The following is a 19,708-nucleotide window of genomic DNA, read 5'->3' on the forward strand; positions in this document are numbered from 1 at the left end:
GTCGCCGTCTCAGGGCGGGAACGCGGCCACGAACCGCGCCTGCCTCCGCGTCTCGACGGCACGGGGCCGGTAGTGCCGGCGGGCGAACGCCACGGCCTCCCCGGCGGGGACCCCGTCCAGGACGGCCAGGCACGCCAGCGCCGTCCCGGTGCGGCCGGTGCCCCCGCCGCAGGCGATCTCGACCCGCTCGGTCGCCGACCGCTCCCACGCCTCGGCCAGCGCGGCGTGCAGGTCCCCGGGGTCGGCGGGCAGCCGGAAGTCCGGCCACCGCACCCAGCGGTTCTCCCAGCCGAGGACCGGTGCGGGCCGCCCCAGCAGGTACACGCCGAAGGAGGGGGGCGGCCCGGGGGGCAGCGGACGGCGGAGCCCGCGGCCCCGGACCCGGCGTCCGGAGGGCAGGTCGACGACGCCCGGTGTGCCGTCGTCCCAGAGGTCCACGACGGCACGGTAGGACGGTCCGGCGGGACGGTGCGCCCGCCCGGCGTCGACGGCACCGGGCGCCGTGCGGCAGGGTGTCGGACCGTGCGGTACACGGTGCAGGTCCCGATGCGCTGGTCGGACATGGACGCCTACGGCCACGTCAACAACGTGGTGTACCTGCAGTACTTCGAGATGGCGCGCGTGGCGCTGTTCTTCGAGCGTGCCTCGCTGGAGGAGCGCACCGGCCTGCGCCGCGGCACGGTCGTGGCCGCCCACGAGATCGCCTACAAGCTCCCCGTCGTCTACTCCTCCCGGCCGCTGGACGTGCAGATCTGGGTGTCGGGGATCCGGGCGGCGGCCTTCACCTGCCACTACGAGGTCTTCGACCACGAGCACCTGGCGGTCACCGGCAGCACGCTGCTGGTGCCCTTCGACTTCTCGATCGAGCGCCCGCGCCGGCTGACCCCGGACGAGAAGGAGTTCCTCGCCCGCTGGACCGACGAGCCGGGCGACTGACGCCCGTCCTCACCAGCGGGCCGGTGCGCCCTGCACGACGCCGCTGCCGGCGTGCATCCAGTCGCGCGGGGGAGCGGTCTCGACCACCCGCTTGCCCAGCGGGAACAGGCCGACGGCGGCCAGCTTGAACGACGCGATGCCGAACGGGATGCCGACGATCGTCACGCAGAAGGCGATCCCGGCGACCACGTGCACCAGCGCCAGCCACCAGCCGGCCACCAGGAACCACACCAGGTTGCCCAGCGCCGAGGCGACGCCGGCGCCGGGAGCCCGCACCGTCGTCCGCCCGAACGGCCAGACGACGAAGCCGGCCAGCCGGAACGCGGCGATGCCGAACGGGATGGTCACCACCAGCAGGCAGGCCAGCACCCCGGCGAGCGCGTAGGCCAGCGCGAGCAGCCAGCCGTGCAGCACGAGCCAGACCAGGTTGAGCAACGTCCGGAGTGTGTCCACGTCCAGTCCACGGACCGCGACGCCGCCGGGTTCCGCGGCGAGGCCGCCGGGACCAGGATCGGCCGCGCCGGCGCGGTCGGCCGACCGCGCCGGGGCCCGGAGAGGAGCACGTCCGCGATGACCACCGACACCCGCGCACCCGACACCGACGACGTCCCGCACCCCACCGCCACCGAGGCCCTGGCCGCGCGCCTGTTCGACACCGTGCTCGCCGTCCTCGACGCGCAGGCGGTGTACCTCGGCGACCGTCTCGGCTACTACCGCGACCTCGCCGAGCACGGCGCCTCGACCTCTCCCGAGGTGGCCGCCCGCACCGGGACCGCCGAGCGCTACGTCCGCGAGTGGCTCGAGCAGCAGGCGGTCACCGGCATCCTCACCGCCGAGGACGACCCCGCCCGCCCCGGGGACGCCCTGGCCCGCCGCTTCCGGCTGCCCCGCGGGCACGAGGCGCCGCTGCTCGACGTGCTCAGCAGCGACCACCTCGTCCCGCTCGTCCGGTTCGTCGTGGCGGCCGGCCGCCAGGTCGACGCGCTCGCCGAGGCGCACCGCACCGGCGGCGGCGTCTCGTGGGCGCAGCAGGGCGCCGAGGTGCGCGAGGCGCAGGCCGCCGCCAACCGCCCGCTGTTCCTCGGCCGCCTGGGCAGCACGTACCTGCCGTCGATCCCCGACGTCGACGCGGCCCTGCGGCGCGGCGGGCGGGTCGCCGACGTCGGCTGCGGTCACGGCTGGTCGTCCGTCGGCATCGCGCAGGCCTACCCGACGGCGACCGTCGACGGGTTCGACGTCGACGAGCCCTCGGTGCAGGCCGCCCGCCGCAACGCCGCCGAGGCCGGAGTGGCCGGCCGGGTGCACCACCACCTCGCCGACGCCGCCACGGTGGACGCCGCGGCCGGCTACGACCTGGTGACGGCGTTCGAGTGCATCCACGACCTGTCCGACCCGGTGTCGGTGCTGGCCGCCATGCGACGGCTGGTCCGCCCCGGCGGGACGGTGCTCGTCGTCGACGAGCGGGTGGCCGAGCGGTTCACCGCCCCGGGCGACGAGATCGAGCGGCTGATGTACGGCTACAGCCTGGCCTGCTGCCTGGCCGACGGACTCTCGCACCGGCCGTCGGCGGCCACCGGGACGGTCATGCGCCCGGACACGCTGCGCCGCTACGCCCGGGAGGCGGGCTTCGCCGACGTCGAGGTCCTCGACGTCGAGGACGACTTCCTGCGCTTCTACCGCCTCGTGCTCTGAGCCGCCTCGTGCTCTGAGCTGCTCGTGTTCTCACCCGCCTCAGCCGGCGACGAGGCGGGGCACCGGCCGGTCGGCGCCGGTCGGTGCCCCGCGGCGGGCGGCCTCCTCCTCGGACACCGCCCGGACTCCCGCACCCTCGGTGACCTCGCCGCCGGCGAACACCGCCGCGTTGATCCCCCCGCGGTGCACCATCGCCTTGACCAGCCGGGCGCCGGTGAGCCGCTCGAGGTGGGTGCACGGCGGGCAGCGCTTCATGCCGAACAGCAGCGCGTCGCCGACGGCGAACCACCGGCCCACCAGCGCGGGCAGGTCGACGCCGGCGGTCACCAGGTTGCGGCGGGTGTCCCCGGGTGTCAGCGGCACGCCGGCCTCGGCCGCGACCGCCGCGACGTCGGCGCCGTCGATCAGCGTCAGCTGCTTCTCCAGGTCGGGGTACCGCGCCCAGGTACCGCCGCCGAGGGCGTAGCGGTCGCCCTCCAGCCCGCGTCCGGCGACCAGCCGCGCGGAGGGCACCCGCCGCATCGGCGCGGCGGCGGTCGGGGTCAGCCAGATCTCGACGACGGTCATCGCGGGACCTCCAGGGCGGGGGAGCGCCGGCGGCGGCGCGGGGGCGGGACGTCGTCGGCGCCGCGGGCGTCGAGCGCCTCGCTGACGTCGTGGGCCATCTGCAGCACCTGCACCAGCAGCGGCGCGACCGTGGCCCGCAGCGCGCGTACGCCGCGCGGGGACCCGCCGCGGGCGGCCTGCGCCTCGCGGATCCGGTCGGCGCGCTCGACGAGCACCGGGATGAACCGCAGGGCCATGGCGATCGCCAGGCCCACGCGCGCCGGCCGGACGCCGACCAGCCGCAGCGGGGCGCACAGCCACTCCACCACCGCGACCATCTCGCTGACCCGCGTCGTCGCCGTCACCACGGCCGCCGCCAGCACCAGTGTCAGCAGCCGCAGCGCCACGTGGGTGCCGGTGCGCAGGTCCGTGGTCAGCGCGTGCACGACGAACAGCGCCAGCAGCCACCACCGCACCGCCCACGCCTGCCGGGCGAGCACCGCCACCGGCAGCCGGGCGAGGACCAGCCCGACGGCCAGCGTCCCGAGCAGCGCCGCGCCGGCCGCGGTCGGCGTGGGCAGCACGAACAGCGCGGCGGCCAGCACGGCGAGGGCGAGCAGCTTGACGCCGGCCGGCAGCCGGTGGACGACGCCGGCCCGCGGGACGTACAGCGCGAGGGTCACCGGTCGGCCATCAGCGCGCGGTAGGCGGCCACGGCCGGGCCGGGGGCGGCGTCCTCGACCACGCGGCCCCGGTCGACGACCAGCACCCGGTCGAAGCCGTCGAGCAGGTCCAGCTGGTGGGTCACGACGACGACCTGCTGCTCGAGGCCGGCGATCAGCTCGGCGACCCGGCGGGCGTTGACCAGGTCCAGCAGCGTCGTCGGCTCGTCGAACACGATGCGGGCCGGGCGCATGACCAGCACCCCGGCGATGGCCAGCAGCTGCTTCTGCCCGCCGGAGAGCAGGTGCGCGGGGTGGTCGGCGTGCCCGGCCAGGCCGTAACGATCCAGTACCTCGGCGACGCGGGCCGCGCGCTCGTCCGGCGGCACGCCCTGGTTCTCCAGCCCGTAGGCGACGTCCTCGGCCACCGTGGGCAGCACGATCTGCGCATCGGGGTCCTGGAACACGAACCCGACCCGGCGCCGCACCGCGCGCACCTGGGTGCGGGTGTCCAGGCCGTCGACGAGCACCCGCCCCTCCGACGGCACCACCAGGCCGTTGAGCAGCCGGGCGAAGGTGCTCTTGCCCGACCCGTTGGCGCCGACGACGCCGATCCTCGCCTCGGTCAGGGTCAGGTCGAGGCCGTCGAGCACGCCCCGGTCGCCGTAGCGGTGGGAGACCCCGCGCAGCATGATGCCGCGCCCCGCGTCCGCGACGTCGTCCGCGGCGGGTGCCGGACCGGGACGGCGGAACCTCACCGGCTGCCGGCGGTCCGGCGGGGACGGTCGATGACGGGGTAGCTGCGCCGCACGACGTCGGCGATGGCCGCCGCGACGACGGCCTTGAACAGGTCGCCGAGGACGAACGGGGCCGCGCCGGTCCAGAACGCGGGGCCCCACTCCACGCCCGTGACCGCCTTGAGCACCGGGACGCCGATCGCGTAGACGACGACGATGCCGCCGACGACGTTGAACAGCGTGCCCCGCAGGACGTCGTAGCGGTCCCAGGAGCGCTCGGTCAGCCAGCCGATGACGAACGCGGCCACCGGCCAGCTGACGAGGTAACCGGCGGTCGGCCCGGCGAAGGGCGCCAGGCCACCGGCGCCGCTGGCGAGCAGCGGCAGCCCCACGGCCACCAGGACGAGGAACAGCAGCACGGCGAGGAAGCCGCGGCGGGCGCCCAGGACGCTGCCGGCCAGCATCACGCCGAGGGTCTGGGCGGTGATCGGCACCGGGCCGACGGTGATCGCCGGCAGGGTCCCCAGCGCCGCGATGACGGCGGCGAAGAGGGCGACGTAGGCGAGGTCCCGGGTCTTCACGGTGACTCCTTGCGAGAGGCAGCGGGTGGGCCCGCGCGGTCCTGGCGGAAGGTACCGGAGGGACGGGGGAGACGGGCCCGGCGGCTCCTCCGGGCGGTTGCCGACGGTGTCGACGCGCTCACCTGCAGAGACGCCGGCCGGTTTGCCCCGCCTGCCGGAGGCGTGTTGTCTGAGGTGGCTGAGGCCTTCGGCGGACGCGGGAACAGGGCGGGACTGGAGCATGGCAACCGGGTGGTGGGCGTCGCTGTGGCAGAGGGGACGCCACGAGCCACGGCCGCTCCTCCCGGAGCAGCGGCCGGCAGCACCGGTCCGTCCCGCCCCCGCCCAGCCGGCCGTCGTCGTCGACGACGCGGTCCCGCCGCAGGTCCCGCACCCGGTCCCGGCCGGGCCCGCGGACGACGCTCCGGCGGCCCCGCCGCCCGGGGCCGCCGCCCCTCCCCAGACGTCCGGTCCGTCCGGCCGAGCCGGGTCTCCCGACCCGGTGCGCAGCACCCCGCTGCGTCCCCCTCTCGAGACGACAGGAGCCCCATCCGTGGCAACGCTCGACAACGTGATCGCCGACCTGCTCGCGATCGAGGGCGCCAACGGCGCCGCGATCGTGGACATCGACAGCGGCATGGCCCTCGCCTCCGGTGGCACCCCCGGTTTCGACCTCAACGTGGCCGCCGCCGGCAACTCCAACGTGGTGCGCGCCAAGCTGCGCACGATCAGCGACCTCGAGCTCAAGGACGAGGTCGAGGACATCCTCATCACGCTGGGCAGCCAGTACCACCTCATCAACGTGCTCAAGGGCCAGGGCAACTCCGGCCTGTTCATCTACCTCGTGCTCGACCGCGTGACCGCGAACCTGGCGCTGGCCCGGCACAAGCTGCGGGCGGTCGCCGTCACCGTCGCCGTCTGACCGTGCGCACGTGAGCAGGCGGGCCGACGCCCGACCCGGACGGGGCCGGGGAGGGTGTCGGCCCGGCACGGCGGTGCTCAGGAGGCGGGGCTCAGGCGGTGGCGCTCGGGCGGTGCCGCTCAGGCAGCCGCGGTGGCGGCCTCGACGATGCGCTCGCGCACCGCGTCGACGGCGAGCTCGCCGGTGTCGATCCACCGCGCCACGCGGCCCCCGGCCACGATGCCGACGCGGTCGCAGCACTCGGCCAGCTCGTCGGGGTCCACCGAGACCACGACCACCGAGGCCCCGTGCCCGGTCGCCTCGTCGAGCAGCCGGCGGACCTGCCGGCGGGCCCGGACGTCGAGGCCCCGGGTGGGCTCGTGCAGGACGACGACGTCGCGCGGCGAGGCCGACATCCACCGGGCGAGCGCGAGCTTGTGCTGGTCGCCGCCGGACAGCGCGCCGAAGACGGTGCGGATGCTCATCGTCTTGACGTCCATCTCGTGCACCGTCCGGATGACCCCGCGCAGGGTGGCGATCTCCTTGCGCAGGTCGGTCAGCGAGCCCCAGGCCTCCCGGGTGAGCGTGCGGGCGATGGTCTCGCCGGGGTCGACCCCGTAGGCGTCCTCGTCGGGGCGGTACACCGGGAGCGCGAGCGAGCCGTCGTCGGTGCACCCCAGCGAGCGCTGCTCCCCGTGCAGCAGGAGCTCGTCGGTGATGGCCGGCAGCTCCCCGGACAGGGCGCCGGCGATCTCGCGGACGCCGGAGGAGCGGTGCCCGGTCAGCCCGATCACCTCGCCGCGGCGCAGCAGCAGGTCCACGCCCTCGACCGCGCCGGGCACCCGCAGGTTCCGGACCCGGAGCACGACCTCGTCGGAGGCGGCCGGCCGCGGCGTGGTGCGCGCCGGGACGTCCTCGGCCCGGGCCGGCGCGGGGACCGACGCGATCCGCGGCGCCGGCGGCGTCACGGGCTCTCCCACGGTCTCCGCGGCCAGCCGGACCGGGTCCATCTGCGCGGCCGGGCAGTCCACGGCGATCCGGCCGTCGCGCAGCACCAGCACCCGGTCGACGACCTCGAGCATCTCCGGCAGCCGGTGGCTGATGTAGAGCACGCCGCGGCCCTGCCGGCTCAGCCGGGCGGCGACGGCGTGCAGGCTGGTGACCTCCGAGGGCAGCAGCGGTGCGGACACCTCGTCGAGCACGACCATCCGGGTGTCCTCGGCGAGCACGCGGGCGGTCTCGACCAGGCCGTGCACGAAGTGCGGCAGCTCCCCGACCAGCGTGTCCGGGTCGACGTCGAGCGCCACCTCGGCGAGCAGCACCTGGGCCTGCCGGCGCAGCTCCTCCTGGGGGCGCCCGGCCCGGGCCGTGCCGCGGAAGACGGCCTGCGCCACGGTGAGGCCCGGGTCGATGTGCACGAGCTGCTGGACGACGCCGACGCCGAGGTGGCGGGCGTCCTCCGCCGACAGCGGCGCGTACGGATGGCCCTGCAGCGTCATGACCCCGGAGTCGGCCGCGGTGATGCCGGCCACGACGTCCCCGAGGGTCGACTTGCCGGCACCGTTGGTGCCGACCAGCCCGACGATCTCGCCCTCGTCCAGGGCGAAGGCGACGTCCCGCAGGACGCGGCGGGCGCCGAACGACTTCGTCAGCCCCTCGACCTGCAGCAGCGCCATGGGCGGGCGAGCCTCCCCGGAGATGGGTCCCCGACGACGGGCCGGTCGACCGTGTGCAGCGTCTCCCGTGACGCCTCGTTACGAGACGGATGCTACCCGCGCCCGGGTTCGGCGCCTCCCGAGCGCGGGGACGCCGGGCCCGCCGGGACTACGCCTGGAGCCACACCGCCGCGTCGGCCGGCAGGGTCCCGCCGGTGACGTCGTCGCTGGCCAGCAGGACCCGTCCCTCGGGCAGCGGCACCGCCTGCGGGGAGAGGTTGAGCAGGCACACCAGGCCGCCCGGACGGCGGAACGCCAGGCAGCCGGCGGGCGCCGGGAGCCACTCCAGCGACTCGCCGACGAACGCCGGTGCGGCGGCCCGCAGGGCGAGCGCGGCCCGGTACAGGGACAGCGTCGACGACGGGTCGGCGGCCTGCGCCTCGGCGGTCAGCGGCCCCCAGCCCTCGGGCATCGGCAGCCAGGTGTCCCGCCGCGCGGAGAAGCCGTAGGAGGGCCCGGTGCCCGACCACGGCACCGGGATGCGGCAGGCGTCGCGGCCGCGCTCGGTGTGCCCCGAGCGTTCCCAGATCGGGTCCTGCAGGACCTCGTCGGGCAGGTCGACGTCGGGCATGCCGAGCTCGTCGCCGTTGTAGACGTAGGCCGCACCGGGGAGGGCCAGCTGCAGCAGCGCCGCGGCCCGCGCCCGCCGGGTGCCCAGCGCGCCGCCGCCGTAGCGGGTGACGTGCCGGGGCCGGTCGTGGTTGGACAGCACCCAGCAGGCAGGTGCCGGGACGCCGGCGACGGTGGCCAGCGAGTGGACGACGGCGTCGCGCAGGTCCTCGACGGTCCAGTCCGCGGTCAGCAGCTTGAAGTTGAAGGCCAGCTGCAGCTCGTCGGGGCGCAGGTAGTCGGCCAGCCGGTCGTCGTCGGACACCCACACCTCGCCGACGGCCATCGTGCCGGGGTGCTCGTCGAGCACGGCGCGGACCCGCCGGTGGACGTCGTGCACGCCGTCGTCGTCGAACCGCAGGTCGCCGGGGCCGTGGTCGTCGAGCAGGTTGGTGTCCTCCATCGGCTCCATGTCCGGCAGCCCCGCGGGCTTGGCCATGCCGTGGGCGACGTCGATCCGGAAGCCGTCGACGCCGCGGTCCAGCCAGAACCGCATTGTCGTCTCGAGGTCGGCGAGCACCTCGGGGTCCGTGAAGTCCAGGTCCGGCTGCTCCGGCGCGAAGAGGTGCAGGTACCACTGGCCGTCGGGCACCCGCGACCACGCCGGTCCGCCGAACACCGAGGGCCAGTTGTTCGGCGGCTCCACGCCGTCGGGGCCGCGGCCGTCGCGGAACAGGTACCGGGCGCGGGCGGCCGAGCCGGGCGGGGAGGCCAGCGCCTCGGCGAACCACGCGTGCCGGTCGGAGGTGTGGTTGGGCACCAGGTCGACGGTCACCCGGATGCCGGCGGCGTGGGCCTCGGCCAGCAGCGCGTCGAACTCCGCGAGGTCGCCGAAGACCGGCTCGACGTCGCGCGGGTCGGCGACGTCGTAGCCGTGGTCGGCCATCGGCGAGGGGTAGAAGGGCGTGATCCACAGCGCGTCGACGCCGAGGTCGACCAGGTGCGGCAGCCGGGCGCGGATCCCGGCGAGGTCGCCGACGCCGTCGCCGCTGCCGTCGGCGAAGCTGCGGATGTAGACCTGGTAGAAGACCGCGTCGCGCCACCAGTCGGCGTCGCTGCGGCGGAACGTGCGGGCAGGGGTGAGGGAACTCACCGGGCTCCTTGCTGTTGCGGCCCCGTCCGGAGGCTCGCGCCGAGCGTGCGAGGCGTGAGGGGGACGGGGTCCTTACCGGTTCTGCATGCTGTGGGCGGCCATCGTCAGGTAGGCCCACAGGGTGCCGTCCTGCTCGTCGTCGAGCTCGAGGCTGTCGACCGCGTCGCGCATGTGCCGCAGCCACGCGTCGCGCTCGGCCTCGCCGATCGCGAAGGGGGCGTGCCGCATCCGGAGGCGCGGGTGACCCCGCTCCTGCGAGTACGTGGTCGGGCCGCCCCAGTACTGCTCGAGGAAGCGGCGCAGGCGGGTCTCGGCGCCCTCCCAGTCGTCCTGGGGGTAGAGCGGCGCGAGCACCGGGTCGGCCTTGACGCCGGCGTAGAACCGGGCGACGAGGCGGCGGAAGGTCGGCTCGCCGCCGACCTCGTCGTAGAAGGCCCGCGCCGAGGGCAGGGACCGGCTCGCCTCGCTCATGACACCGATGGTCCCGCAGCCGGGCTCTCCTGCGCCACGGCGCCCCTCGTCCGCCCGTAGGCCAGCAGCGGCGGCACGACGGCGACCAGGCCGACCCCGCCGGCCAGCGCGACCACGGCACTCGGCGCGAGCCCCTCCGCGGCCAGCCCGGCGGCCAGCGCCCCGACCCCCTGGATGCCGTAGAGCCCGCTGACCGCGACGCCGAAGGCGCGTCCGCGGTAGGCCGGCGGCACCGCCTGCACGAAGGCGACGTTGAGCGGGATGCTCCACGAGGCGCCGAGCCCGGACACGAACATCAGCCCGACCACGAGCGCGTAGGCGGCCCGGCCGGGGCCCGCGCTCGCCGCGACCAGCCCGGCCAGCAGCACCGGCGCCAGCGACAGGCCGACCAGCAGCGGCATCAGCCGGTCGCTGCGCGCCGTCCCCAGCAGCCGGGCGAGCACCAGGCCGCCGATGGTCGTCCCCAGCGGCTGGGCGGCGAGCAGCACGCCGACCTGCACCGCCCGCTCGCCGAGCTCGTCGGTGAGCGGGGCGGCGATGCCCTCGGCGGCGTTGGTGAACAGGGTGCCCACCCACAGCAGGGCGATGATGGCCAGCAGCCGTGGGTTGCCGCCGATCAGCCGCAGCCCCTCACCGGCCTCCCGCCACACCGACGACGGCTCCGCGACGTCCTGGGTCGGCGCCGGCCGCCGCTGCAGTCCGAGGGTGAGCCAGACGGCGGAGACGGCGAAGGTGGCCGCGTCGGCCAGCAGCACGGCCGAGGGGCTGAGCACGGTGACCAGCCCGCCGGCGGCGAGGAAGCCGACGACCTGGGACATCTGCAGGCTGACGTTGGTCAGGGAGGTGGCGACGGCGTACCGCTCGCCCTCCAGCACGTCGGCCATGAGGGCCGAGCGGGCCGACTCGAAGGGTGGTGCGCACAGCGAGACGAGGAACAGCAGCGCCAGCAGCACGGGCAGCGGGGTCCCGGGCACCGCCATGCCGGCGACCAGGACGGCGCGGACGACGTCGCTGGTGATCAGCACCCGGTGCCGCGGGAAGCGGTCGGCGATCGTGGCGAGCACCGGCCCGCCCAGCGCCCACGGCAGGAAGCCGAGCGCGAAGGTGAACGCCGCCAGCAGCGGCGAGTCGGTGCGCTGGTAGACGAGGACGGTCAGGGCGACCCGCGCGAGCTCGTCGCCGATGGTCGACAGCGTGTAGGTGCCGAACAGCGGGCGGAACTCGCGGACGGCGAACACCTCGCGGAAGGTCGCCGGCCGGACGGCCCCGGAGCTCATCGGGCGCCGGGAGCCGTGGCGCCGTTGGCCGTGCCGATCAGCGGGGGCGGCGTCCGGATGCCCTCGGCGGCGAAGCGCTCCGTGAGCCGCAGGCGCAGCTCCCGGCCGACCCGCCACTGGTCGGCGTTGGTGGTGCGGACCTGCACCCGCATGGACACGCCTCCGGCGGTGATCTGCTCGACGCCGAGGGACTCGGGCTCGCCGAGCAGCACCGCCGCCCACTCCTCCTCGGCGGACATGCCGTCGGCGACCTCCTGCATCACCCGGCGGCAGCGGTCGAGGTCGGTGTCGTGTGCGACGGGCATGTCGATGACGACCTGCGCGTAGCCCTGGCTCTTGTTGCCCACGCGCAGGATCTCGCCGTTGCGGGCGTACCAGACGACGCCGTTGACGTCGCGCAGCCGGGTGATCCGCAGGCCCACCGCCTCGACCGTGCCGCTGGCCTCGCCGAGGTCGACGACGTCCCCGACGCCGTACTGGTCCTCCAGGATGATCCCGATCCCGGCGATGAAGTCCTTGACCAGGTTCTGCGCGCCGAAGCCGAGGGCGACGCCGACGACGCCGGCGCTGGCGATGATCGGCGCGAGGTTGACCCCGAGCTCGCCGAGCACCAGCACGACGGCGATGCCCATGACGACGAACGACGCGATGCTGCGCAGCACCGACCCGATCGCCTCGGCCCGCTGCGTGCGCCGCTGGGCGATCGTCTCCACCCCGTCGGGGTCGGCGGACCGGACGCGGTTGCGCCACGGCCGGAGGATCGTCGGCATCGAGCCGGTGGCGGTGCGGTCGGTGAGCCGCCGGATCGCCCGGTGCAGCAGCAGCCGGACCACGAAGGCCACGACGACGACCAGCAGGATCGTCGCCGGCTTCTCGATCAGCGCCTCGGCGTTGGTGGCCAGCCAGCCCACGCCGGACAGCTCGTAGACCTTGGCGCACAGGGTGGTCGGGTCCGACAGGCACGCGGGAGCGGCATCACCGAGGCCGGTGTCGGCGGCGGCTGTCATCACGGAGGGTGGAGCGGTCATCACTCTCCATGGTGTCAGGTCGGGGCGGGGGACCAGGAGGGTGGCGCGCCCCAGCCGGACAGACCGGTGGCGGCGGCGAGGAACGCCAGCTGGTCGGCGGCGAGGCCGACGGTGCGGCTGACCGCCCGGGCGCCGTGCCCGACCGACGTCTCCCGCCGCAGGAGGACGGGCGCCTGCGCGCTCGTCGCCGCCTGCAGCGCGGCGGCGAGCTTGCGGGCGTGCAGCGGGTCCACGCGGGTGTCGGACTCGAAGGTCGTGAGCAGCGTCGCCGGGTAGGCGGTGCCCTCCCGCACGGCGTGGTAGGGCGAGTAGCCGAGCAGCCAGCCGAGCTCGACCGGGTCGTCGGCGGTGCCGTACTCGTCGTTCCAGGTGCGGCCGAGGCCGAAGCGCTCGTACCGGACCATGTCCAGCAGCGGGGCGCTGCAGACGACACCGGCGGCGAGGTCGGGCCGCTGGGTGAGCGTGGCGCCCACGAGCAGGCCGCCGTTGGACCCGCCCATCACCGCCAGCTGCCCGTGCGTCGTCCAGCCCCCGGCGACCAGGTGTTCACCGGCGGCGGCGAAGTCGTCGAAGACGTTCTGCTTGCGCTCGCGCATCCCGGCGCGGTGCCACTCCTCGCCGTGCTCGGAGCCGCCGCGCAGGTTGGCCACCGCCCACACCCCGCCGGCGGCGACCCAGGCCAGCGCCTGCGCCGAGTAGCCCGGCGTCAGCGCCACGTTGAACCCGCCGTAGCCGTAGAGGACGGTCGGCCGCGGGGTGTCCGGCCCGCCCGTGCCGGACAGCACGAACAGGTGCACCGGCGTCCCGTCGGGCGAGGTCGCGTGCGTCTCCACGACGGTCACCTGCGGCACCTCGCCGGCCACGGGGGCGCGCTCGTCCTCCGCGAGCGCCGTCGGCTCGGCGGCGTCCCAGCGCAGCACCGACGGCGGGGTGGCGTGGTCGGTGTACCCGACCCACGCCGTCGTACCGCCCTCGGGCGGTGCGCTCACGCCGGAGACGCTGCCGACCCCGAGGCCGGTCACCTCCGCCAGCCGGCCCGAGCCGTCGGCGGCCCACACCGAGAGCCGGTCGGTGGCGTCGACGGAGTGGACGGCGAGCACCTGCAGCGACCCGTCCGCGCCGTCGACCAGCGCGACGTCGGACAGCACGCCGTCGTCGGACTGCGGGACGACGTCGGTCCACGCCGCCACCGGCCAGGTGGCCGGGTCGGCGGGGTCGGCGACGGCCAGCCGCCAGCGCGGCGTGCCGCGGTCGCTCATCAGCCACAGCCGGCCGTCGCGGGCCACCCAGGCGGCGGTCTGCGCGTCCACGCCCACCTGGAACTCGCGCAACGAGGCGTCCCCGGACAGGTCGGCCAGCCAGACGTCGTCGCGGGGCGCGGTACCGGCCGAGGCGGACACGGCCAGCCAGCGGCCGTCGGCGCTGACCCGCACGCCGTAGTAGTTGGTGGGGTCGAGCCCCTCCCCGTGCACGAGGACGTCGCCGCCGGGGTCCCCGCCGACCCGGTGGCGCCACACCCGCCGGTGGAACTGCTCCTCGCCGGCGGGTACCTGCCCGGGCGCCAGGCGGCGGACGTAGAACAGCTCCTCGCCGCCGGGCAGCCACGCGACGGGGGAGTAGCGGCAGCGGTCGACCGGCCCGTCGAGCTGCTCACCCGTGGCGACGTCGAGGACGTACAGCCGCGACTCCTCGTCGCCGCCGGTGGACAGCTGGTAGGCCAGCCGGTCGCCCTCCCACGACGGCGACCACGCATCGAGCGTCGTCGTCCCGGCGGGGTCGACCGCCATCGGGTCGACCAGCACCCGGACGGAGCCGTCGGGCTCGCGGACCCGGAGGAGGGCGTGCTCCTGGCCGGGGTCGCGGCGGGTGGAGAACGCCCGGCCGCCGCGGTGCACCGGGACGCCGACGGCGCCGGCGTGCACGAGCCGCTCGAGGCGGGCGGCGAGGTCGGCGCGCAGCGGCAGCGCGCCGAGGACGTCGGCGGTGAGGGCGTCCTCGGCGGCGGTCCACGCCTGCGTCCGGGGGTCGCCGGCGTCCTCCAGCCAGCGGTAGGGGTCGGCCACACGGTGGCCGTGCAGGTCCTCGACCAGGTCGAGCTTCTCGGCGTCGGGGTAGCGCACCCGCACCACCGTAACGGCGGCCGGGCACTTCCCACGCGCGCCACCGGGCCTGGTCAGGGCACTATGGGCTTGCCCACGGGCCGCCCCGGTACGGCGGTCCGGGGCCCCCGGAGGTGCTCCGTGTCGCGTTCCGCGTCCGGGTCGTCGCCGGCGGGCCACCCAGGTCCGCGGCGCGATCCCGTCCCCGTCCCCCGGTTGCCCGTGCCCTCGTCCGGCACGACGGCCGCCACGCTGCTGCTCAACGCCACCTACGAGCCGCTGTGCGTGGTGTCCAGCCGCCGCGCGATCGTGCTCGTCCTGGCGGACAAGGCGGTCCCGGTCGACGCCGCCGCCGAGGTGGTGCACGCCGAGCGGGTGAGCCTGCCGGTGCCCGTGGTGGTGCGCCTGACCCGGTACGTCCGGGTGCCCTACCCGGCCCAGGTCCCGCTGTCGCGCCGCGCGGTGTTCACCCGTGACGGGCAGACCTGCGTCTACTGCGGCGGCTCCGCGACCAGCATCGACCACGTGGTGCCACGCAGCCGGGGCGGCACGCACACGTGGGACAACGTCGTGGCCGCCTGCCGCCGGTGCAACCACACCAAGGCCGACCGCTCGCTGGCCGAGCTCGGGTGGAAGCTGCCGAACCCGCCGCGGACCCCGAGCGGGGCGGCCTGGCGGCTGCTGGGCGCCCGGACCGTCGACCCGCGCTGGCGGGAGTGGCTCGGTGTGCCCGAGAGTGTGTCGGCGTGACCTCTGCAGGGACCGCGCGCCGGCTCTGGGCGCTGGCCGAGCCGTACCACGCGCTCACGTACTTCTCCGCCGAGTCGCGGGCCGCGGCGGAGGCGGCCGGGCTGTCGGGCTTCTGGTCGGCCTACTTCGCGATGCGCGCGGCGCCGCTCGGGCCGGTCGGACCGGAGGTCGTCACGGCGACCTTCGTCAACTTCGCGCCGTCCTTCGTGGCCCGCCGCGTGCCCGCGGTGTGGTCGGCGGTGACGCCGGCCGAGGCGCTGGCGGCCCGGCTGGCCGGCGTCGACGCGACGGTGCGCCGGGTGCTGGGGGAGTGGGCGGCCTCGGCCGAGGCGGCCGAGGCCGCGGAGCTGGCCCGGATCGCCGCCGGGGCGGTCGACCTGCCCGGCCGGCCCCTGGCGGCGGCGAACGCGGCGGTGGGCGAGCCGGACGACCCGCACCTGGGGCTGTGGCAGTCGCTCACCACCCTGCGCGAGCACCGCGGCGACGGGCACACCGTGGCGCTGGTCGGCCGGGAGGTCTCCGGCGTCGGCGCGCACGTGCTGGTGGCCGCGGCCGGCCGGGTGGACCGCGAGTGGCTGCAGAAGGCCCGCGGGTGGGACGACGACGCGTGGGCGGCGGCGACCGGGGAGCTGGCCGGCCGCGGCTGGCTCGACGGCGACCAGTTGTCCGCGGAGGGCCTGGCGATGGTCACCGCGATCGAGGCCGACACCGACCGCCTCGCGCTCGCGCCGTGGCGGGCCCTCGGCGACCCCCGCTGCGACCGCCTCGCCGAGCTGCTGGTGCCGGTGCGCCGCGCCGTCGTCGCCGCCGGGCTCTTCCCGGACCGCAACCCGATCGGCGTCCCCCCCGACGTCACGTGAGCGGGGCGGCAGAGATGGCCATTCCTGCCGCCCGGGTCAGGTGACGCGGGCGCGCTCCTCGGGGTAGCGCGCCCAGCTGCCGTCCTCGAGCAGGGCGCGGAACCGGTCGACGGCGTCCCAGACGTCGACGTACCGCGTGTACAGCGGCGCCGGCCCGAGGCGGACGCGGTCGGGGGTGCGGAAGTCCGGCACCACCCCGCGGTCGACCAGCGCCCGGGTCAGCTGCCAGGCGTGCGGGTGCGCCAGCGTGACGTGCGACCCGCGGCGGGCGGCGTCGCGCGGGCTGGCCAGCGCCACGCCGTGCGGCGCCAGGCGGGCGTCGGCGAGGTCGACCAGCAGCCCGGTCAGCGCCCGTCCCTTGGCCGCCAGCCGGTCGATGCCCGCCTCGGCCACCAACCGTGCGCCCACCTCCACCGCCGCGGCGGCGAGCACCGGGGGCGTACCGGTGGCGAACCGCCCGATGCCGGGCACCGGGTCGTACACCGGCCCCATCGCGAACTGGTCGCGCTGGCCGAACCAGCCCCAGATCGGCTGGCGCAGCGACTCCTGCAGCTCCCGCCGCACGTAGAGGAACGCCGGCGCGCCTGGCCCGCCGTTGAGGTACTTGTACGTGCACCCGACGGCGAGGTCGACCCCGTGCGCGGCCAGGTCCAGCTGCACCGCGCCCGCGGCGTGCGAGAGGTCCCAGACGACGAGCGCACCGGCGTCGCGCGCCGCCGCCGTCACCGCCGGGACGTCGGCCAGCGCCCCCGACCGGTAGGCGACCGCCGACAGCACGACGACGGCGACCCGCTCGTCCAGCGCGGCGGCGAGGTCGGCGGGGTCGGGCCCCTCGTCGACGTCGGCGGGCACCTCGCGCACGGTCATCCCGCGGGCGGCGGCGATCCCGGCGACGACGTAGCGGTCGGTGGGGAAGTCGTCGGCGCAGCAGACCAGCACGTCGCGGCCGGGCCGGGCGTCGGCGGCGGCCACCACCAGCTCGTACAGGTCGACGGTGGTGGTGTTGGCCAGCAGCACCTCGCCGGGCCGCGCGCCCAGGACACCGGTGCCGATGACGTCGCCCACCCGCGTGCCGACGTCGATCCAGGACGCCCACGACCCGACCAGCCCGCGGCCCCACTCCTGCTCGGCCACCCGCGCCAGCGCGGCCGGGGTGTCGCGCGGCATGCGGCCGAGGGAGTTGCCGTCGAGGTACAGCGGGCCGTCGTCGTCGGTGCCGGCGAAGCGGTCGCGGAACCCGGCCAGCAGGTCGGCGGCGTCGAGTGCCTCGGCGTGCGCGCGGGTGAGGTCCGGATGAGCCAGGTGCACGCGGACCTGTCTACCGCGCGGGCTAGCGTCGCCGCCCGTGACCGGGACGCAGCTGCACGAGCTCACCGCGCTGGAGCAGGCGGCCGCCGTCCGGAGCCGGGAGGTGAGCCCCGTCGAGCTGGTGGAGCACGCTCTCGCCCGGGTCGAGGCGCTCGACGCCGGCCTCGGTGCCTTCGTCACCGTCACGCCCGAGCGGGCGCTGGCCGCGGCCGCCGAGGCCCGGGCCCGGGTGCTGCGCGGCGGTGACCTGCCACCCCTGCTCGGCGTCCCGACGGGGATCAAGGACCTCGCCAACACCGCCGGCGTCCGCACCACCTACGGATCCGCGGTGTACGCCGACTCGGTGCCCGGGTTCGACGACGCCGTGGTCACCAAGCTGGCCGCGGCCGGGACGATCAGCCTGGGCAAGACCAACACACCGGAGTTCGGCTTCCCCTGCTACACCGACAACGACGTCGCCGGCCCCGCCCGCTGCCCGTGGGACCGGACCCGGCTGGCCGGCGGCTCCAGCGGCGGCGCGGCCGTGGCGGTCGCGGCGGGGATGCTGCCGTTCGCGCAGGGCAGCGACGGCGGTGGCTCGATCCGCATCCCGGCCAGCATCAACGGCCTGTTCGGCATCAAGCCCACCCGCGGCCGGGTGAGCAACGCGCCGCTGGGCAGCGAGGTCACCGGCCTGGGCACCCACGGCCCGCTGGCCCGGACCGTCCGCGACGCCGCCGTCATGCTCGACGCGATGGCCGGCCCGGTCCCCGGCGACACGACGTGGGCGCCGCCCCTGCCGCCCGGCGAGACCTTCCTCGGGTGCGCCGACCGCCCCGTCGGGCGGCTGCGGATCGGCCGGGCGCTGGAGTCCCCGCTACCGGGCGCGGTCCTCGAGCCGGAGGTGGCCGCCGCCCTCGACGACGCCGCCGGGCTGCTCGGGTCGCTCGGGCACGAGGTGGTCGACGTCCCCGGCGGCCTGGTCACCCCCGAGGTGCTGGGCGCCTTCGAGCGGGTGTGGGCGCTGTCGGGGGCGACCCTGGCGGTACCGGCCGGCCGGGTGGGGGAGCTGCGGCCGCTGACCCGCGAGCTGCGGGCCCGCGGGCTGGCGCTGTCGGCGCAGGCGGCGATGCAGGCGCTCGACGCGCTGCGGAACTTCTCCCGCCGGTACGTGCGGGCCACCGCCGACTTCGACGTGCTGCTCGCCCCCGTGACCACGATGACGCCGCGGCCGCTCGGCTGGTTCGACGCGGACGGCGACGGCGCCGCGGACTTCGCGCGGCAGGAGCGCTACGCCGCCTTCCCCGCGCTCTACAACGTCACCGGCCAGCCCGCCGTGAGCGTGCCCCTGCACTGGACCGGCGACGGCCTGCCGATCGGCACGATGCTGGTGGGGCGGCCCGCGGACGAGGCCACGCTGATCGCGCTGGCGGCCCAGCTGGAGGAGGCCCGGCCGTGGGCGCACCGGCACCCGCCGGGCTGGCACGCCGACGCATGACCGCGCACCGCGGGCGGTAGATTCCCGGGCGTGACCGTCGTCGAGACACTCCTCGTCTTTGTCGTGGCCCCGTTGGCGGTGTACGTCTTCTTCTGGGCGGTGACGTACCTGCCCGGTGGCCGCCAGCGCCAGGGCGTCCGCTACAAGCCGGGGCAGGCATGGGAGCACGAGCCGGTGTGGTACGAGCCCCAGCCCGAGAACGCCCCCACGCACGCCGCCGGCGAGGGCGACACCCAGGCGGTGGGCTCCTCGCTCTACGGCGAGACGGCGGCCATCGGCGCGGGCCACGGGTCCGGCCACGGCCCCGGACACGGCGTCTCCGCTGACGGCCACGGCCCCATCGGCTCCAGCGTCATCGCGGGCACGCGCGGTGCCACGGCGGTCTCGGCCGGCACGCCGGTGCCCTCCGCCGGCGGTCCGCTCGGCGGCGCCCGCGGGACCTGGTGACCCGGTGACCCCCACCCACTCCACGACCTCCCCCGGAGATCTGCGATGACCCGCGTGCTGGACGCCGAGCCCCACGACACCGGCACGGTCGACACCGCGCCCACCCGGGCCGACCAGGGCTACGACACGGTCTTCAGCTACCGCGAACTGGCGCGGCTCGACGAGGCGCTGACCATGTCCTCGCGCGAGACCGGCCTGCGGTTCACGCTCTACATCGGCGACCTCGGGCCCAAGACCCGCATCCGCGCCGAGGAGCTGCACGCCCACGGCGGCGACCCGGTCGACTCGGTGCTGCTGGCCGTCTCGCCCGGCCAGCGGGTCATCGAGGTGGTCACCGGGGCGTCGGCCGCCCGCCGGCTGCCCGACCGGGCGTGCGCGCTCGCGGTGCTGTCGATGACCAACTCCTTCGCCGCCGGTGACCTCGTGGGCGGCATCGTCAACGGCCTGCGACAGCTGTCCGACCAGGCCGGCCACCCGCACGGCGCGCGCCGCCACTGACGGCCGGGGCGCACCGCCCTCCCGACGCCGGGAGCCCGGCGG

The 19,708-nt window shown here is 76.2% G+C and carries 21 protein-coding genes; 8 read left to right on the plus strand and 13 right to left on the minus strand.

Annotated features, from left to right (window positions below):
* Positions 1–9: 9 nt before the first annotated feature.
* Positions 10–438: a protein-tyrosine phosphatase family protein gene (locus HLV61_RS01650; RefSeq protein ID WP_369252317.1), complete on the minus strand. Its 429-nt coding sequence runs from the start codon at positions 436–438 to the stop codon at positions 10–12.
* 84 nt (positions 439–522) lie between these two features.
* Here HLV61_RS01650 and HLV61_RS01655 point away from each other — a divergent pair, with 84 nt between their 5' ends.
* Positions 523–936, plus strand: a complete 414-nt coding sequence (locus HLV61_RS01655; RefSeq protein WP_369252319.1) for an acyl-CoA thioesterase — start codon at positions 523–525, stop codon at positions 934–936.
* Between the two features lie 9 nt (positions 937–945).
* Here HLV61_RS01655 and HLV61_RS01660 read toward each other — a convergent pair whose 3' ends face one another.
* Complete coding sequence (locus tag HLV61_RS01660) at positions 946–1,389, minus strand: YccF domain-containing protein (protein WP_369252321.1); 444 nt, start codon at positions 1,387–1,389, stop codon at positions 946–948.
* A gap of 117 nt (positions 1,390–1,506) precedes the next feature.
* On the opposite strand from HLV61_RS01660, the gene HLV61_RS01665 reads away from it, so the two are divergent.
* Positions 1,507–2,628: a class I SAM-dependent methyltransferase gene (locus HLV61_RS01665; RefSeq protein WP_369252323.1), complete on the plus strand. Its 1,122-nt coding sequence runs from the start codon at positions 1,507–1,509 to the stop codon at positions 2,626–2,628.
* A gap of 39 nt (positions 2,629–2,667) precedes the next feature.
* On the opposite strand, the gene HLV61_RS01670 is transcribed toward HLV61_RS01665, so the two are convergent.
* The 4 genes from HLV61_RS01670 to HLV61_RS01685 all read right to left on the minus strand — a co-directional run bounded on the left by HLV61_RS01670 (position 2,668) and on the right by HLV61_RS01685 (position 5,154).
* Positions 2,668–3,195: an MOSC domain-containing protein gene (locus HLV61_RS01670; RefSeq protein WP_369252325.1), complete on the minus strand. Its 528-nt coding sequence runs from the start codon at positions 3,193–3,195 to the stop codon at positions 2,668–2,670.
* A complete protein-coding gene (locus HLV61_RS01675) occupies positions 3,192–3,857 on the minus strand; it encodes an energy-coupling factor transporter transmembrane component T family protein (RefSeq protein WP_369252327.1) in 666 nt (221 codons plus the stop codon). The genes HLV61_RS01670 and HLV61_RS01675 overlap by 4 nt, the downstream gene beginning before the upstream one ends.
* Positions 3,854–4,528 carry an energy-coupling factor ABC transporter ATP-binding protein gene (locus HLV61_RS01680; RefSeq protein WP_369252329.1) on the minus strand — a complete coding sequence of 225 codons (675 nt, stop codon included), beginning with the start codon at positions 4,526–4,528 and terminating at the stop codon, positions 3,854–3,856. The genes HLV61_RS01675 and HLV61_RS01680 overlap by 4 nt, the downstream gene beginning before the upstream one ends.
* 62 nt (positions 4,529–4,590) lie before the next feature.
* Positions 4,591–5,154: a biotin transporter BioY gene (locus HLV61_RS01685; RefSeq protein WP_369252331.1), complete on the minus strand. Its 564-nt coding sequence runs from the start codon at positions 5,152–5,154 to the stop codon at positions 4,591–4,593.
* 532 nt (positions 5,155–5,686) lie between these two features.
* On the opposite strand from HLV61_RS01685, the gene HLV61_RS01690 reads away from it, so the two are divergent.
* Positions 5,687–6,055 (plus strand): hypothetical protein, encoded by a 369-nt coding sequence (locus HLV61_RS01690; RefSeq protein ID WP_369252333.1) that lies wholly within the window; start codon positions 5,687–5,689, stop codon positions 6,053–6,055.
* A gap of 119 nt (positions 6,056–6,174) precedes the next feature.
* Here the strand turns inward: HLV61_RS01690 and HLV61_RS01695 are convergent, their stop codons facing one another.
* From HLV61_RS01695 to HLV61_RS01720, 6 genes are all read right to left on the minus strand, one after another.
* Entirely contained in the window at positions 6,175–7,710 is a 1,536-nt protein-coding gene (locus HLV61_RS01695; protein WP_369252335.1) for an ATP-binding cassette domain-containing protein, read from the minus strand.
* A gap of 148 nt (positions 7,711–7,858) precedes the next feature.
* Complete coding sequence (locus HLV61_RS01700; protein WP_369252337.1) at positions 7,859–9,451, minus strand: glycoside hydrolase family 13 protein; 1,593 nt, start codon at positions 9,449–9,451, stop codon at positions 7,859–7,861.
* A gap of 72 nt (positions 9,452–9,523) precedes the next feature.
* The gene (locus tag HLV61_RS01705; protein WP_369252339.1) at positions 9,524–9,922 is read right to left on the minus strand and encodes a globin; all 399 of its coding nucleotides are present in this window, start codon (positions 9,920–9,922) and stop codon (positions 9,524–9,526) included.
* Entirely contained in the window at positions 9,919–11,199 is a 1,281-nt protein-coding gene (locus tag HLV61_RS01710; RefSeq protein ID WP_369252341.1) for an MFS transporter, read from the minus strand. Before HLV61_RS01710 ends, HLV61_RS01705 begins: the two co-directional genes overlap by 4 nt.
* Positions 11,196–12,227, minus strand: coding sequence for a mechanosensitive ion channel family protein (locus HLV61_RS01715; RefSeq protein WP_369252343.1), 1,032 nt, complete (start codon positions 12,225–12,227; stop codon positions 11,196–11,198). Before HLV61_RS01715 ends, HLV61_RS01710 begins: the two co-directional genes overlap by 4 nt.
* A 14-nt stretch (positions 12,228–12,241) precedes the next feature.
* Entirely contained in the window at positions 12,242–14,347 is a 2,106-nt protein-coding gene (locus HLV61_RS01720) for a prolyl oligopeptidase family serine peptidase (protein WP_369252345.1), read from the minus strand.
* Positions 14,348–14,548: 201 nt separating this feature from the next.
* Here HLV61_RS01720 and HLV61_RS01725 point away from each other — a divergent pair, with 201 nt between their 5' ends.
* Together HLV61_RS01725 and HLV61_RS01730 are read left to right on the plus strand one after the other, a co-directional pair.
* Positions 14,549–15,076 carry an HNH endonuclease gene (locus tag HLV61_RS01725; protein WP_369252347.1) on the plus strand — a complete coding sequence of 176 codons (528 nt, stop codon included), beginning with the start codon at positions 14,549–14,551 and terminating at the stop codon, positions 15,074–15,076.
* Positions 15,073–15,936 (plus strand): SCO6745 family protein, encoded by an 864-nt coding sequence (locus tag HLV61_RS01730; RefSeq protein WP_369252349.1) that lies wholly within the window; start codon positions 15,073–15,075, stop codon positions 15,934–15,936. The genes HLV61_RS01725 and HLV61_RS01730 overlap by 4 nt, the downstream gene beginning before the upstream one ends.
* Positions 15,937–15,972: 36 nt before the next feature.
* Here HLV61_RS01730 and kynU read toward each other — a convergent pair whose 3' ends face one another.
* On the minus strand, positions 15,973–17,244 hold the full coding sequence (gene kynU, locus HLV61_RS01735; RefSeq protein WP_369252351.1) for a kynureninase: 1,272 nt from the start codon (positions 17,242–17,244) through the stop codon (positions 15,973–15,975).
* Between the two features lie 37 nt (positions 17,245–17,281).
* On the opposite strand from kynU, the gene HLV61_RS01740 reads away from it, so the two are divergent.
* Genes HLV61_RS01740 through HLV61_RS01750 form a run of 3 tightly spaced genes read left to right on the plus strand, consistent with a single transcriptional unit; the run spans position 17,282 to position 19,666 of the window.
* Positions 17,282–18,721 (plus strand): amidase, encoded by a 1,440-nt coding sequence (locus tag HLV61_RS01740; protein WP_369252353.1) that lies wholly within the window; start codon positions 17,282–17,284, stop codon positions 18,719–18,721.
* Positions 18,722–18,751: 30 nt separating this feature from the next.
* Complete coding sequence (gene ctaJ, locus HLV61_RS01745) at positions 18,752–19,168, plus strand: aa3-type cytochrome oxidase subunit CtaJ (RefSeq protein ID WP_369252355.1); 417 nt, start codon at positions 18,752–18,754, stop codon at positions 19,166–19,168.
* Positions 19,169–19,213: 45 nt separating this feature from the next.
* On the plus strand, positions 19,214–19,666 hold the full coding sequence (locus tag HLV61_RS01750; RefSeq protein ID WP_369252357.1) for a DUF5130 family protein: 453 nt from the start codon (positions 19,214–19,216) through the stop codon (positions 19,664–19,666).
* The last annotated feature ends 42 nt before the right edge of the window (positions 19,667–19,708 follow it).

Source organism: Geodermatophilus amargosae (assembly GCF_041028265.1).
Taxonomy (GTDB): domain Bacteria; phylum Actinomycetota; class Actinomycetes; order Mycobacteriales; family Geodermatophilaceae; genus Geodermatophilus; species Geodermatophilus amargosae_A.

Bases quoted from the DNA above. Each gene is read 5' to 3' on its own strand.
- HLV61_RS01750 (WP_369252357.1), top strand. From the start codon at position 19,214: ATGACCCGCGTGCTGGACGCCGAGCCCCACGACACCGGCACGGTCGAC.
- HLV61_RS01705 (WP_369252339.1), bottom strand. From the start codon at position 9,922: ATGAGCGAGGCGAGCCGGTCCCTGCCCTCGGCGCGGGCCTTCTACGAC.
- HLV61_RS01715 (WP_369252343.1), bottom strand. From the start codon at position 12,227: ATGACCGCTCCACCCTCCGTGATGACAGCCGCCGCCGACACCGGCCTC.
- HLV61_RS01670 (WP_369252325.1), bottom strand. From the start codon at position 3,195: ATGACCGTCGTCGAGATCTGGCTGACCCCGACCGCCGCCGCGCCGATG.
- HLV61_RS01710 (WP_369252341.1), bottom strand. From the start codon at position 11,199: ATGAGCTCCGGGGCCGTCCGGCCGGCGACCTTCCGCGAGGTGTTCGCC.
- HLV61_RS01665 (WP_369252323.1), top strand. From the start codon at position 1,507: ATGACCACCGACACCCGCGCACCCGACACCGACGACGTCCCGCACCCC.
- HLV61_RS01695 (WP_369252335.1), bottom strand. From the start codon at position 7,710: ATGGCGCTGCTGCAGGTCGAGGGGCTGACGAAGTCGTTCGGCGCCCGC.
- HLV61_RS01680 (WP_369252329.1), bottom strand. From the start codon at position 4,528: ATGCTGCGCGGGGTCTCCCACCGCTACGGCGACCGGGGCGTGCTCGAC.